We start from the raw sequence: 14,727 nt of genomic DNA on the forward strand, positions 1-14,727 counted from the left end.
CCGTGCCATTCCCGAAACGCTATAAGCCGAGCCGATGACCCGTTTATTGCGCATCACCTTGCTGGGCCTGTTGATCATCGCAGGCCTGCTGACCGCCGTGATCTACAGCCTGACCTGGCGCCCCGCCGCCAAGGAGACCTTGCCGGTAAGCTGCGTCGCGCCGCGCGCACCGACCCTGCTGCCGGGGCAGGCGCTCAAGGTGATGACCTGGAACGTGCAATACCTGGCCGGCAAGAACTACGTATTCTGGTACGACACCGCCGACGGCAGCGGCCCGGACGATCGCCCCACCGTGGAGGACATGGCCGTGAGCCTGGACGAAGTGGCACGGGTGATCCGCGACGAACAGCCCGACATTCTGCTGCTGCAGGAACTTGACGAAAACGCCAAACCCTCCCACTACCAGGACCAGTTGGCCCTGTTGCAAGAGCGCCTGGTCGACCTCTACCCCTGCAGCGCCCAAGCGTTCGACTGGAAAGCCGATTTTGTGCCAAACCTGCATATCTTCGGCAGTGTCGGGCGCAAACTCGCGACGCTCAGCCGCTACCAGATCGAACACGCCGAACGCCTGCAATTGCCCGTACCGGACGCCAACCTGATCAGCCGCCAGTTCCAACCCAAGCCGGCCTTGTTGCTGACCTACCTGCCACTGAGCGACGGCGGCCAACTGGCGGTGCTCAACACGCGCCTGGACGCCGGCGCGCCGGGGCGCAGCGCGGTGCAGGAGCAGGTGAAAACCACGGTCAAGTTGCTGGATAAATTCGAAGGCCGGGGTACGCCCTGGCTGATCGGCGGCGATTTCAACCTGCTGCCCCTGGGCCAATTCCTGCGTTTGGACGCCGGCAAACGCGGCCAGTATTCACCGGACAGCGAGCTGCATCTGCTGTGGGACAAATACCCGATGATCCCGAGCAACAGCCAGTCCAGCGGTATCGATCGCGAACAATGGCTGACCCACTTCCCCAATGACCCCGGCCTGGACGGCCCGGATCGCACGCTGGATTACCTGTTCTACAGCCCGCGCATCAAACGGGTGGAGGCCAAGGTGCGCCAGGAAGATACGTTGCGTATCTCCAACCATTTGCCGGTGATTGCACGGTTTCTGTTGCCCGCCGCGCAATAACCGCCTCTTACCCGCTTCAGCGTTTCAAGTGTGGTCGTATAGAACCTAAGCGCTCAGCTGCTTAATCCACCCAAGGCTCGCAACAGTCGATCCGGAAGGACGGTATTCACAGCCGATCCATCCTGGGTAGCCACGCTGCTCCAGCGCCGCGAACAAGCCAGTAAAGTCGATGGTCCCGGTTCCCGGCTCATGGCGCCCCGGGTTGTCGGCGATTTGCACATGCACGGTTCTGTCGTAAAACCGCGCCAGCACCTCGGCGGCGTCCCCGGTCAACAGCTGGACATGATAAAGATCAAGAATCACCCCGACACTCGCAAAGGTTTCCAGCACCTGTTGCGCCTTGTCGAAGTCAGACATGTAATAACCTGGCATCGCCTGCGGGCTGATCACTTCAATAAGCGCTCGCAAACCCTGATCTTCGAAGTACTTGACGGCATATTCCAGGTTACTTGCGTAGACAAGCGCACCCTCATCCAGTTGCGTCGTCACGCCAGACATGATGTGGACATCCGAACAGGCCAGCGCTTTTGCATAGCGGACGGCCTCGCGCAAGCCGTTGCGAAACTCGTCTTCCTTGCCCTGCAAGGCAGCGATGCCTTTGGTAACGCCAGCGGGAGCCGCGAACTGAATCAACGGCAGACTGTATTGAGCCAAGTGGTCCGCCAGCAGGCTCGCGTCGAATTCATAGGGCGAGGGGAACTCCACCGCCTTGAAACCGGCGGCTGCGGCCGCTTCGATGCGTTCCAGAAAAGGCAATTCATTGAATTGGAAACCGAGGTGAGCATTGAATTTAAGCATTGGGTAAATATCCATCCTGGGAATAAACGAACTCATCAGCCTGGAGCATCCTTTGCCGCTCCGGCGCCACGCTATCGGAAGTGGTCAGTACAAATACTCACCCTCTTCGTATGGTATTTTCCCACTCCAGTCCGGTGGGGGTATCTGCCCCGACGGGAACGGACTGAAGCTAACCATTCGGAATAGAACCTGTGATCAAGAAAGACCTCGCCCTGCAGTTGGTCCCACGCGTCATCGACATGGTTCGCGCCCGGTCGATGAAAGCCGGCGAGCCCTTGCGCGAGCAGACGTTTGCGCAAGCGCTCGGGGTGTCGCGCTCGCCTATCCGGCGCGTTTTTGCCTTGCTCGCGCAATTGGATATTGCCGTCCAGGAACCCAATCGCGGCTACTTCCTGAAACAAGGTGCCGGGCAGATTCAGGAAACAGCGCTCCCTTGCGCCAGTGATCCTTTCGAAGACTTTTATCTTCGTGTGGTCGACGACATTCTTGGCGGAGAAATACCCGCACACTTTTTCGAAGCGCAGTTGTTGCGGCGTTACGAAGTCCCTCGAGGACAGTTGCTCAAGGTCCTGAACAGGCTGGCCAGCGAAGCCATGGTGGAGCGTAAGCCGGGGCAAGGGTGGGGCCTCAAGGACTTCGTGCATAACACTCAGGCCCACATTCAAAGCTACCGTTTTCGGATGGCCATCGAACCGGCGGCCCTGCTGGAGCCGGGCTATCAGATCAATCACACCGCGTTCGCCCAGGCCAGGCAGCAGCAACAGGCCCTGATCGACGGAGAGATCCAGACGTTGTCCCGTGCACAACTGTTCCAGGTGGGCGCTCAGTTTCACGAACTGATCGTGCAGTGCTCCGGCAACGTCTTTTTCATCGATGCCATACGCCACCAAAATCAACTCAGGCGTTTCATGGGCTATAAGGCCAACATCGATCGCACTCGTCTTATGGCGCAATGCCAGGAACACATCCATTTGCTCGACCTCATCGAATCTGATCGGCGTGAAGAAGCCGCGCAATTTCTCTGGCGACACTTGGATGAGGTCGGCCGACTCAAGACTCATCAAAGCGCTATGCCAAAAGATGAAGAGATATCGAGCACACGTTGACCACCCGGTGAACGCCAGAGCTTTCGCCGCCACGCTCTCCAACCGTGCGCGGTTCAGCCTAGCATAATTGTTTCTGTTTAATACAAGATACAAAACACAAAAGTAACGGAAGGGTTAATTTTTTCGCCTCGTATTGTATTTCGTTGCAACAATAGGCAATCATGCGCGCCGCCGGAACACGGATCCGTATCGAATCGCACAGGGATGGTTGCAATGAACGAAAGGACGTTGGGTAGAACAGCGGGAGTCGCAAACCTTCTGTTTGGGATCTACAACACGGTGGTCGCGCTGCTTGGCGTGACACTGGCCTATAAAGGTGGCGTCCTGGTAGCAGCGGGCGGGTCATCCTACTACGCCATGATGGGCACCGCCCTGTTGCTCTCGGCCATCCTCCTTGGCCTGAAAAAGTCCCTCGGCCTTTATCTTTATGGCGCTGCCTCTCTGGCCACCTACGCCTGGGCGATCTGGGAGTCTGGATACGATGGCTGGGCTTTCATTCCACGCTTAGCCTGGCTGGCCATTCTCAGCATTGCGTTCCTGGCGTTCTGGCCTCTGGTACGTCGTGACTTTACCAATGCCAAAAGAAGTCATTACTTCACCGTCATGGGTTTTCTGCCCCTGCTCATGGGGGGCACAATCCTGGTGCCGCTGTTTTTCCCGTCAGGCGTTCACCTTGCCGACCCGACGCTCGCCATAACACGCCCCGCAGCATCCTTCAGCCGCAGTACCGTTGCCTCTGCGGACGGCAATATTGCCGCCTCGCACACCGAGACCAACTGGACAGCCTATGCGGGCTCCAACTTGGGCAACCATTATTCTGCCGCGTCGCAAATCACACCTTCGAATGTGTCGGGCTTGGTGAAAGCGTGGGAATACCACCATGGCGACGTGAAGCAGGCAGGCGAGAAAACCAAGTACCTGAACGAAGCCACGCCGATCAAGGTGGGTAACTCGCTCTACACCTGCACACCCAAGCAAATCATCATTTCTTTGGATGCCACCAGCGGAAAGGAGAACTGGCGGTTCGACTCCAAAGTCGACCCGGCCTACTTCGCCAACGGTGGCGCCTACTGCCGTGGTGTCTCCTATTTTGAAGTTCCCAATGCCAGTGGCTTGTGCGCCTCGCGCATCATTTGGGGCACCAATGATATTCGCTTGGGAGCGGTAGACGCCCTGACCGGCCAAGCGTGCCCTGACTTCGGCAACGCCGGTTTTGCAGATTTGAAAGACGGCCTGGGCACCTTCAGGAAAGGCTCGACAGGCATTACGTCCGCCCCCCTTGTCATTCGCGGGGTTGTGATCACCGGCGGCCGAGTCCTCGACTCAGATGTACGCCCTGCACCCTCGGGAGTCGTCCGCGCCTACGATGCGGTGACCGGTAAACAGAAGTGGGCTTGGGACTTGGGTCGCCCGGACTCCAATGCGCCTGCGCGCGACAACGAGACCTACACACTCAGCACGCCCAACTCCTGGGCACCGCTTTCCGCCGATGACGAACTCGGGCTGGTGTATGTCACCACCGGCAACGCGGCCGGCGACTTCTATGGCGGTACCCGCACGGAACAGGAGGACAGGTTCAGCTCTTCCCTGGTTGCATTGGATGCGACCACAGGCAAGGTCAAATGGCACTTCCAGACCGTTCACCATGATCTATGGGACTACGACCTGAGCCCGCAACCCAGCCTGATTGACTTCCCTACGGCCACGGGGCTACGCCCGGCCATCATCCAAGCGACCAAATCCGGCCAGTTGTTCGTGATTGACCGCGCCACCGGTGAACCGCTGGTGGATGTCGTGCAATCTCCCGTGCCACAGGGAACTGCCCCCGGGGACTACACCGCGGCCACCCAGCCACTGTCCCCCGATATGCCGAGCACCATGGGGCGCCCATCGAGAACACCGGAAGTGCTGAGCGAGGCCAATGCCTGGGGCCTGACACCTTTCGATCAGATGCAATGTCGCCTCGAATTCCGCCAGGCACGCTACGAAGGGATCTTCACCCCACCGGTCGTAGGCCAGCGCAGCCTGATTTTTCCCGGCCATCATGGCGGCTTAAACTGGGGCGGTGTGATGGTGGACCTCAAACGAGGACTGCTGATCATCAATAACCAACGCCTCCCTTATATGCAGGGACTGGTTCCTCGTGAGCAACTTGACGCCGTCAATGCCAAGTCGTTCCAGGAGTCGCCGGGCAACAACCAAGGCTTCCGCGTCCAGGCCGGATTACCCTACGGGGCCATCAAAGATCCCTGGATGTCATCCCTTGATCAGCCTTGCATTGCTCCCCCCTGGGGCTTCATTAGCGGCATTGACCTGCGCACGCGCGATGTGGTCTGGAGCCGCCCACTCGGCACCGGATATGACAGTGGGCCTTGGGGCATAGCCTCTCGGATGCGCTTTGAAATCGGTACGCCGAGTGACGCAACGGGCGTGGCAACCGCCGGAGGCGTGACGTTCATTGGTGCGGCTATCGATCGTTTCATGCGGGCTTACAACAGCGAGAGCGGTGAACTGCTCTGGGAAGAACGACTCCCGGCAGGCAATCAGGCCTCACCCTTGACCTACATGAGCCAGGGCCGACAGTACGTCGTGGCCGTGGTTGGCGGTCACGACCGTATTCCAACCAAGTTAGGGGACAGCATCATTGCCTGGGCCCTGCCTGAGAAGTAACTCGCGGGCAGTATGAGAAGGCTCCCCATGACCGTGTCGACGGGTAAAACATATGAATGTTCTACCCGCCGACGAACTGCGAAAAAAGTTAGTCAATGCGCACGCTGACACACACGTATTGCATCAATGCAGGGTGGTGAAGTTCTGATTTAGCAGCATGACAACGTTATAAGAGACGACCTGTTACTGCCGCCCTCTCGTCACGCATCAGCAGACGTCATTCACAACTTCTACGCCACGTTTAACGAGGGGCGGATACCTTGTTGCGTTAAAAACGGTATAGGCCTGATCACCCGGCAACACCTGACGTTTGGTAAAGCGCCTGATGATCCCAGCGCGTTCGTATGCCTGTGGAACACCAACGCATCAAGAGATACGCCTTAACCTTTATACAACTGGATAGGAATTAATAATGCTCGAACTCTCTAATGGTTTGTATCTATTGGTGGGCGTCAGTTTTATCACGTCATTCATGACGGCGGCCATCGGTGTGGGCGGCGGAATTGGACTGCTTGCAGTCATGCCGCAATTCATCCCCATCGCTGCGGTGGTACCGGTCCACGGTCTGATTCAAATGGTCAGTAACGGCAGCCGATTCGCGTTTGACTTCAAAAGTGCAAGAATCGAAATCCTGCCTAAATATGTTATCGGCTGCCTGGTCGGGGCATTCATTGGCTATTTTTTCATTGGGAAATTTCCCGAACAATATTTATCACTGATTCTCGGCTTCTTCATTCTGGCGATTACCTGGACCAAGATCGTCGCCCGCCTGGGATTTATCTTTAAGAACTTTGCAATTGTGGGTTTCTTTCAAACCTTCCTGTCACTGTTCGTGGCGGTCACTGGTTTGATATCGCAGCCCATCCTGATGAAGATGAATATTAATAAAAACGAAGTCATTGTCACCCATGCCATGCAAATGAGCGTGCTGCACGGACTCAAGGTCGCCGCCTTTGTTATTGCGGGCTTTGCGTTCATGGATTACGCAAACCTAATCATCATCATGATTACTGCATCCACACTGGGCTCGTATCTGGGCGGCTTTCTCAGAGACCGTATATCGCAGCGTGTAGGCGCAATTCTTTTGAAAGCAGGGGTGACCTTTTTTGGTTTGAAAATGATCTTCGATCATTTTTTCAACGGCCTGTAGAAATTCCCAAATAAAACAAGGAGTGTGAAATGAGCATAAGTAAAAAGTTTGATTTCTTTGAAACCAAAGACATCTCAATTTTTCTTAAAGAACATGGATACTGCATTATCAAGCCTCATGACCTCTCTCTGGAGGCCTTTAGAGAGATTGCCGGCAAGTTTGGACGGGTTCAGTTCCATACGAAGTCCGATGAGCACGGTGTGGTGGGCGGCGGCGAGCCAATAAACAAGGACTGGCAAAGTTTCAGGGATGATTACCATGGCGAACTGTCGAGCGATTTTTTCCCACATACCGACGGGTCCTTCTTGAATGGGATCGCTTACGTTGATGGCAGCGCAAAAAAAATCACGCCGCCCAAGTTCGTCATTCTCCAGTGCATTTCAAAACCCGAGTTTGGCGGTGATAACTTCTTGGTGGACGGACAAAAAGTCTACAATGACCTGCTTGCCAATCGCGCTGATCTATTAAACGTATTGATGACCCGTGGCAGTGTCACCTACTGTCGAGACGACTTATTGTCCATCGATTGCGCGGTCTTCGAAAAAATCGATGACGAGAAGTTAAGAATTCGCTACCGATATGACAGCACTGCTTTTATACCTGAGTGGGCCAATGCTGCTTTTAATTACATCCAGAATCACTACTCCACCAACGAAAACTACACGACCTCTATCAGCCTCGAACCAGGCGATATTCTGGTCATGGATAACCTGAGAGTCCTGCATGCCCGCCATCAGTTCGTCGATGGCAACCAGAAGAGAAAAGTAAGGAGGCTGTGGATCGCTGATGACTCAAGCACCACCTTCAAGAATATATTGAATCAGTCACCGGTACGCCGCGCCATGCTGCCGTTTCAGAAATACAATATTGCCCAGCCTGACAACGCCGAACATGCATTTATCGAGTACACCTGCGGTATCCACTACCAACCGAACAAGCCTTTACTCAACGCTCATAAACAATGTGAGGGCGCGCTAGAAGAGTTCTAATACCGTCAAGAGAAACCTCTGATTCCAAGCCGTCAGGTTATTCTCCCAGTGGGGGAATAACCTGAACACTCAAGGCTTTCTAGGTTTGATTTTCGCCGTTGCCTGCGCCACCAATGGGTCGTCCGGCCAATAGTGTTTCGGATACCGCCCCTTCAAATCCTTCTTCACCTCGGCATACGTACTGCGCCAGAAATTCGCCAGATCCTGCGTGACCTGCACAGGCCGCCGCGCCGGGGACAGCAGGTGCAACTTCACCACTTGGCGCCCGCCGGCAATGCGGGGTGTATCCGCCAGCCCAAACAGTTCCTGTAAGCGCACCGCCAGAATCGGCGGCTGTTCGCTGTAATCCAAACGCACCGATGAACCCGACGGTACTTTCACATGCTGGGGCGCCAGTTCGTCCAGGCGCTGGGGCAACGGCCAGGGCAAGAGGTTGTGCAGGTAGCTGGAAATATCCAGGTTGGCGAAGTGGCTCAGGCGCGAGACTTTGCCCAGGTAGGGCATCAGCCAGTGTTCCAGGCCGGCGAGCAACGCCTTGTCGCTGACGTCCGGCCATTCACTGGTTTTGCCGGCGTCCAGCTGGCGCAGCAACATTACGCGGGCCTGCCACTGGCGCAGTTCGGGCGTCCACGGCAACAGCTCCAGGCCCTTGCGCCGCACCAGGTTGACCAGCGCCTGGCTGCGAGCAGATTCGTCGAGGCCGGTGAGCGGTTCACGGCTGAGCACCAGTTCGCCGACTTTGCGTTGGCGCTCGGCGCGCAATACGCCTTCGCGCTCATCCCAGTCCAGTTGATCGACGTTGCGCACTTGCTCTGCGAGTACCGTGTCGAACAGCCCCGGATCAAAGTCCGCCGCCAGGTAGATGCGTTCTTCGCGCTGGCCCTGGCGGCTGCCCAGGTCGGCGATCACCAGCCACGGTTGTTTCATCAGGCTGTCAGCCTCTGCAAACAGCGCCGCGCGGCCGTTGGCCAGGCGGTATTCGGCGCCACCCGCGCGGCGTTGCTGGGCGACACGGTCCGGGTAGGCCAACGCCAGTAAGGCGCCGAGCCAGCGCGAGTGGCCTGGATCGGCCACAGGCTGGGTCGCCTGGCCTCTTAAATAGCCGCGATATTGCCGCGCCAGCTGCTTGGCCCGCTGCACGCCGCCCTGAGCCCCACGCGCACGCTCTTCACCGGACAACAGCGCCAGGCGACTGTGCAAATCCGCGCCACCACCGCGCAAAATATCGCGCTCGCCCAACAGGGCGGCGACATCACAGGCCGTGGCCGCCAGCCCCAAATCCTGCCCACGCAGCAGCAAATGCGCGATGCGTGGGTGGGCGGGCAATTCGGCCATCTTCTGGCCGTGGGCGGTGAGCTTGTCTTCATCCAGGGCGCCAAGGCGCACCAACAAATCCTGGGCCTGAGCATAGGCGGCGGGCGGCGGTACATCCAACCACACCAGTTGCGTGGGCGTGACGCCCCAGCGCGCCAGCTGCAAGGCCAGGCCGGCAAGATCGGCGGCCAGGATTTCCGCGCTGCCATACGCGGCCAACCCTTCGTGCTGGTCCTCGGACCACAAGCGATAACACACCCCAGGCTCCAAGCGCCCTGCCCGGCCGGCGCGCTGGGTAGCGCTGGCCCGGGAGATACGCTGGGTGTCGAGGCGGGTCATGCCGCTGCCGGGGTCGAAACGCGGCACCCGCGCCAGCCCGGCATCAATCACCACGCGCACGCCGTTGATGGTCAGGCTGGTTTCGGCGATGTTGGTGGCGAGCACCACCTTACGCTTGCCGGCCGGTGCCGGGTCGATGGCGGCGCGTTGGGCGTTGAGGTCCAGCTCGCCGTGCAGCGGGCACAACAGCACGTCCGGACGATCACCCAGGGCGTCGGCCAGTTGCTGGTTCACCCGGCGAATCTCGGCCTGCCCCGGCAGGAACACCAGCACACTGCCGGTCTGGTCATGAACGGCTTCGAGGATGGTCTGCACCACCCGTGGCTCGATGAATTCGCCCGGCTGGTACGGCCGGCCCCAACGCATCTGCACCGGGAACATGCGCCCTTCGCTGCGCAGGATCGGCGCATTGTCCAGCAGACTGGCCAGGCGTTCGCCTTCAAGGGTGGCGGACATCAGCAGGATTTTCAGCGGTTGTTCATCGCGAAACAGCTCGCGGCCGTTCAGGCTCAAGGCAAGCGCCAGGTCGGCATCGAGGCTGCGCTCGTGGAATTCGTCGAAGATCAGCAGCCCCACGCCGTCCAGCGCGGGATCATCCTGCAGACGGCGGGTGAGGATGCCTTCGGTGACCACTTCGATGCGGGTGTTGGGGCCGACCTTGCTGTCGAGACGGATGCGATAGCCAACGGTTTCTCCGACCTTTTCGCCCAGCTCTTCAGCCAGGCGTTCGGCCGCAGCGCGGGCCGCCAGGCGACGCGGTTCGAGCATCAGGATGGTTTGCCCGGCCAGCCAGGGCTCGTTCAATAAAGCCAAGGGCACGCGGGTGGTTTTACCGGCGCCGGGCGGCGCTTCCAGCACGGCCTCATGGCGGTTCGCCAAGGCGTCACGCAGGGCGGGTAAAACATCATCGATCGGCAACGAATTCATACTGGCTCCAAAGCAGAGCGGCGAGTATAACGGCGAACTGCCGGATGCCGACGCTGGTCTCAAGGTCAGTGTTATATAGTCGCGTATCAACCGAATTCAGGAGAGTTTCTATGCGTATCGCTTCCCGTGTCATCGGCGGTGTCCTTGCCGTCACCCTGTTGAGCCAACTCACCGCCTGTGGTTCGATTTTCTACCCGGACCGCCGTGGCCAGATCGACGGCAAGATCGACCCGACCATCGCCGTGCTCGATGCCGTGGGTCTGTTGTTTTACGTGATCCCTGGCCTGATTGCATTTGGCGTCGACTTCGCCACCGGCGCGATTTATTTCGAGCCGGGTAAAACCGCACAAGTCGCGCCGGAAAAACTCCACGACGCCATCGGCGCCGACGGCCAGGTCGACAACGTCAAGCTGCAATCGATCATCCAGAAAGAAACCGGCCGCACCTTGCCGCTGGACGATCCGCGCCTGATCCAGTTCAAGGGCAGTGTGCAGCAACTCGCCGCCCTGGGCCTGCAACCCGCCGCGTAAGGACTGTTAATGACCAGCAGTCCCGAACACGCCAGGCTCCTGCGCCTGGCCACCCGCGCCTCCGTCGGCGTGGCCTGTGTGCTGATCATCACCAAGGCAATCGCCTGGTGGTTCAGCGGCTCGGTGAGCATGCTCGCCGGGTTGACCGACTCGCTGCTCGATGGCGTGACCTCGCTGTTGAACTTGCTGGCGGTGCATTACGCGCTGCGCCCGGCGGATGACGACCACCGTTATGGGCATGGCAAGGCCGAGTCGTTGGCGGGCATGGCCCAGGCGATGTTTATCGGGGGCAGTGCCGTGTTGATCGCACTGCAGGCTTACGAACGGTTGCAACACCCGCAACCGGTGGGCGCGCCGTGGTTGAGCATTGGGGTGATCATATTTTCGCTGGTGCTGACCGTGGCGCTGCTGATGTTGCAACACCGGGTCGTGCGCGAAACCGGCTCCAATGCTGTGCGCGCGGATTCACTGCACTATCGCTCGGACCTGCTGCTCAACGGCAGCATCCTGGTGGCATTGGTGCTGGCGGCCATCGGTTTGCATCAGGTGGACGCCTGGTTCGGCCTGGGCATTGCCGCTTATATTTTGTGGAGCGCGATCCATATCGCCCGGGAAAGCTTTGCGGTGCTGATGGATGAAGAACTGCCACCGGACGTCAGCCAGCACATGCTGGAACTGGCCCAAGGCGTGCCGGGTGTATTGGGTGCACATGACCTGCGCACGCGCGTGTCGGGCAACCATTGGTTTGTGCAGTTGCACCTGGAGTTGCCGGGCGAGTTGACCCTGTCAGTGGCCCATGGCATCAGCGACCAGGCCGCCGATGCCATTCATAAAGCCTACCCGCGCGCCGAAGTGCTGGTGCACGCCGACCCACGGGAAGTGGTCACCGGCAACAAGGCCTAATACTGCACCTGATAGCCGCGACTGCTCAGGCAGTTGCCCTGGGCCTGGCGGTAGCTTTGCACCACCGCCGGGTCGGGGGCGTAAGTCGCGGCCTGCGGGTCGAAGCCGCTTTGCTGCGCCGCCCAGCGATAACAGTCGTAACCGTCCTGCTGCACCTGGGCCGGTGATTGGCCGTTGGCGGGATAGGCCACTACGTCATAGCCATTGCCTTGCGGAGCTGGCGGGGGCGACGGTACTTGCGCCGGCGGTTGCACCACCACGTATTGCTGGGTGCTTTCTTCGTAGCTGTAGTAAGCCCCGGCGGCCAGAAACAACAGCGCTCCGCCCACCCACACTTCACGCGCATAGTCCGGCAGGTAATGCACGCGGATGCCATAGGGTGGCGCTACTACGACGTAGCGCGGCCCCTGCGGGCGGTACCAGTAGCCGCCGGAAAAGAAGTAGTCCTGGCCGCGATACGGCACGCGGTAGTTGCGGTCCGGGAAGCGGTCGACAACATAACCGGGTCGATATTGCGGGCCCGGGCCCCAGCCGTTGCCATGACCGTCGGGGCGACCGGGCCAGCGATGGTCATCCGGACGCGGACCAGGCCGCGAGCCTGGGCCGCCAGCCTCCCAGTGCCGATTGTCGTCATTGCGCCGGGGAATGTCGCGGTAGTAACCCTGGCGCGGCTCCTGGGTCTGGCGCACGGTATCGGGCCGCCCCTGGATCGGCAGGTTGTTCGACGGTTGCGGCTGCGGTGCCGGCCGGCCCGGTTCATTGCCCTGCGGACGCGCTTGCCATTGGCCACCGTGTTCAACAGGCGAATTCTGCGGGCGTGGCTGTTCATGCTCGGGACGCGGCGGCGCATTTTCCGCTCGCCGCCCACCTTCAGGGCCCCGCTCGTGCTGCCCCTGTGGCCCCTGGCCCTCGCGCGGTGCGTTATCACGCTCGTCGGCCATCACCTGCGCGCCGACGCTGACCACCAGCAAACCAACACCTGCCATACGCCAGATGCGCTTCATGCTTTTCCTCACTGCGGGTTAGGGCTTACAGATGAGACTGGAAAAGCCTCGCCCGGTTCTGAGACAGGTTATCAGTCACGAGAAGTATTTTCTTACGACAAAAAGAAAGGGGCGACCCGTCGGCCACCCCTTGAGAACTTCGTCCATGCTCAACGCTTTTGACGTTGGCTCACCTCACGCCGTCTTCTGGACAGTGTGCAGCCTGGAGGCCGGCTCAACCCTGCTGGGGTGGCGGCCGCAACGGGCCTGATTGGGCTCGCTGTAAGTGGACTGTTGTCCAGGCGGTGATTCTGTTGATAAAGATACCTGCCTGCGCCCGACAGAGGATTGCGAAGATTGCGTCAATAAACAGTGCTTGCGCAATTTTTAACCCTTCATGGATAATTCATCGCAATAGTTACGACAAAGGCCAACCCAATGAGCAAGCTTGACCGATACGACCTGAGTATTTTGGCGGAATTGCAGCGCGACGCGAGGATCTCCAACCAGGAGTTGGCCGAACGCATCGGCCTGTCGCCGTCGCCCTGCTCGCGCCGGGTCAAGCAGTTGGAAGACGACGGCTACATCTCGCGCCAGGTCGCCCTGCTCGATCGCAAGATGCTCGGCCTGAGCCTCACCGCCTATGTGCTGATCGGCATGGATCGTCACACCCCCGAGCGTTTCGAGAATTTCGAAGCGGCCATCCGCACCCTGCCCCAGGTGCTCGAATGCAGCCTGGTGACCGGGATGGATGCGGACTATCAGTTGAAAGTGGTGGTGCCGGATATGGATCACTATCAGAAACTGCTGCTGGGCCACCTCACCCGGATTGAAGGCGTCACCAGCGTGCGCTCAAGCTTTGTGCTCAACCAGGTGCTCAACAGTACCGAGCTTCCCCTGACCCACCTGCGTACCTGAGATCACTGAAGATCAAATGTGGGAGGGAGCTTGCCCCTCCCACATTTGGATTGCGCTTCGATCCAGATCAATGTTGCGCGTGCAACGCTGCCGTATACTTGCCGCCCGTCCCACGGAAGAGCCCCATGAACAACATCGACCCCGCCCTCTTCGAAGAATGGATGATGACCGGCCTGGTCACGATCCTGATCATTTTCATGGGCTTTATCGTCTGGGACCTGGCGAAGAAGTCCAAGGCCGGGCGCTTTGGTTCGTTCATCCTGTTCTTTGTACTGGGGCTGGGCGTGGCGGCGTTCATCATCAAGAGCGTGGTGATCGGCCTGATCGAGTCCGGCGCCTTATAAGCGCGCCGGCACTGCCTTCCACTGGCCTTGATCGAGGCCGTCGATTGTCCAATCGCCGATACGCACGCGCACCAAGCGCAAGGTCGGCAGGCCCACGGCGGCGGTCATGCGCCGGACCTGACGGTTGCGCCCCTCCCGAATCACCAATTCAAGCCAGTAAGTCGGGATGTTTTTTCGAAAGCGTACCGGCGGGTTACGTGGCCAAAGCTGGGGCTCGTCCAGCCGCCGGGCTTCGGCGGGCAAGGTCTTGCCATCGTTCAGCTCAACGCCATCGCGCAGGCGTTGCAGGTGTTCCTCGGTCGGTTCGCCTTCCACTTGCACCCAGTAGGTTTTCGCCAACTTGTGCTTGGGATCGGCAATGCGCGCCTGCAGTTGGCCATCGTTGGTCAGCAACAACAGGCCTTCGCTGTCACGGTCCAGACGACCCGCCGGGTAGATGCCGGGGATGTCGATAAAATCCTTGAGGGTCGCGCGCCCGCCTTCGTCGCTGAACTGGGTCAGCACATCGAAAGGCTTGTTGAACAGGATCAGCTTCGGCTCGGCCGGCGGCGCCTTGGCGACACGACGAGCAGCGGAATGCGGAGGTTTCACGCCAGGGCGGCGCGAATCAGGGCGGGCAGGACGGGACATGGC

13 protein-coding genes are annotated in these 14,727 nt (G+C 59.3%); 9 read left to right on the forward strand and 4 right to left on the reverse strand.

The annotated features are described in order from the left end of the window. The first annotated feature begins 34 nt into the window (after positions 1 to 34). Positions 35 to 1,123: an endonuclease/exonuclease/phosphatase family protein gene (locus PSH66_RS25995; protein ID WP_305427920.1), complete on the forward strand. Its 1,089-nt coding sequence runs from the start codon at positions 35 to 37 to the stop codon at positions 1,121 to 1,123. A 45-nt stretch (positions 1,124 to 1,168) separates the two neighbouring features. Here PSH66_RS25995 and PSH66_RS26000 read toward each other — a convergent pair whose 3' ends face one another. Next, positions 1,169 to 1,921: a hydroxypyruvate isomerase family protein gene (locus PSH66_RS26000; protein ID WP_305429652.1), complete on the reverse strand. Its 753-nt coding sequence runs from the start codon at positions 1,919 to 1,921 to the stop codon at positions 1,169 to 1,171. A gap of 191 nt (positions 1,922 to 2,112) precedes the next feature. Between PSH66_RS26000 and PSH66_RS26005 the strand changes: the two genes are divergently transcribed. The 4 genes from PSH66_RS26005 (at position 2,113) to PSH66_RS26020 (ending at position 7,836) form a co-directional block, all read left to right on the forward strand. Continuing rightward, the gene (locus PSH66_RS26005) at positions 2,113 to 3,027 is read left to right on the forward strand and encodes a GntR family transcriptional regulator (protein ID WP_305427921.1); all 915 of its coding nucleotides are present in this window, start codon (positions 2,113 to 2,115) and stop codon (positions 3,025 to 3,027) included. A 213-nt stretch (positions 3,028 to 3,240) separates the two neighbouring features. After that, positions 3,241 to 5,697 (forward strand): membrane-bound PQQ-dependent dehydrogenase, glucose/quinate/shikimate family, encoded by a 2,457-nt coding sequence (locus PSH66_RS26010; RefSeq protein ID WP_305427922.1) that lies wholly within the window; start codon positions 3,241 to 3,243, stop codon positions 5,695 to 5,697. A gap of 412 nt (positions 5,698 to 6,109) precedes the next feature. After that, complete coding sequence (locus PSH66_RS26015) at positions 6,110 to 6,847, forward strand: TSUP family transporter (RefSeq protein WP_078826179.1); 738 nt, start codon at positions 6,110 to 6,112, stop codon at positions 6,845 to 6,847. A gap of 29 nt (positions 6,848 to 6,876) precedes the next feature. After that, positions 6,877 to 7,836 (forward strand): TauD/TfdA family dioxygenase, encoded by a 960-nt coding sequence (locus PSH66_RS26020; RefSeq protein ID WP_305427923.1) that lies wholly within the window; start codon positions 6,877 to 6,879, stop codon positions 7,834 to 7,836. A gap of 69 nt (positions 7,837 to 7,905) precedes the next feature. Here PSH66_RS26020 and hrpB read toward each other — a convergent pair whose 3' ends face one another. Then, positions 7,906 to 10,416 carry an ATP-dependent helicase HrpB gene (gene hrpB / locus PSH66_RS26025; RefSeq protein WP_305427924.1) on the reverse strand — a complete coding sequence of 837 codons (2,511 nt, stop codon included), beginning with the start codon at positions 10,414 to 10,416 and terminating at the stop codon, positions 7,906 to 7,908. Between the two features lie 110 nt (positions 10,417 to 10,526). Here hrpB and PSH66_RS26030 point away from each other — a divergent pair, with 110 nt between their 5' ends. Both PSH66_RS26030 and PSH66_RS26035 read left to right on the forward strand, forming a co-directional pair. After that, positions 10,527 to 10,946 (forward strand): hypothetical protein, encoded by a 420-nt coding sequence (locus PSH66_RS26030; RefSeq protein ID WP_042945311.1) that lies wholly within the window; start codon positions 10,527 to 10,529, stop codon positions 10,944 to 10,946. Positions 10,947 to 10,955: 9 nt separating this feature from the next. Beyond that, entirely contained in the window at positions 10,956 to 11,849 is an 894-nt protein-coding gene (locus tag PSH66_RS26035) for a cation diffusion facilitator family transporter (RefSeq protein ID WP_305427925.1), read from the forward strand. Here the strand turns inward: PSH66_RS26035 and PSH66_RS26040 are convergent. Further along, complete coding sequence (locus tag PSH66_RS26040) at positions 11,846 to 12,853, reverse strand: DUF6515 family protein (RefSeq protein ID WP_305427926.1); 1,008 nt, start codon at positions 12,851 to 12,853, stop codon at positions 11,846 to 11,848. The two genes, PSH66_RS26035 and PSH66_RS26040, sit on opposite strands and share 4 nt — an antisense overlap. Positions 12,854 to 13,270: 417 nt before the next feature. Here PSH66_RS26040 and PSH66_RS26045 point away from each other — a divergent pair, with 417 nt between their 5' ends. Further along, positions 13,271 to 13,750: an Lrp/AsnC family transcriptional regulator gene (locus tag PSH66_RS26045; protein WP_003176264.1), complete on the forward strand. Its 480-nt coding sequence runs from the start codon at positions 13,271 to 13,273 to the stop codon at positions 13,748 to 13,750. A gap of 134 nt (positions 13,751 to 13,884) precedes the next feature. After that, positions 13,885 to 14,094 (forward strand): DUF2788 domain-containing protein, encoded by a 210-nt coding sequence (locus tag PSH66_RS26050; RefSeq protein WP_025999909.1) that lies wholly within the window; start codon positions 13,885 to 13,887, stop codon positions 14,092 to 14,094. Here the strand turns inward: PSH66_RS26050 and PSH66_RS26055 are convergent. Then, entirely contained in the window at positions 14,089 to 14,724 is a 636-nt protein-coding gene (locus PSH66_RS26055; protein WP_003176266.1) for a pseudouridine synthase, read from the reverse strand. The two genes, PSH66_RS26050 and PSH66_RS26055, sit on opposite strands and share 6 nt — an antisense overlap. Between the last annotated feature and the right edge of the window lie 3 nt (positions 14,725 to 14,727).

The organism is Pseudomonas sp. FP597, assembly GCF_030687435.1.
Lineage (GTDB): Bacteria > Pseudomonadota > Gammaproteobacteria > Pseudomonadales > Pseudomonadaceae > Aquipseudomonas > Aquipseudomonas lactucae.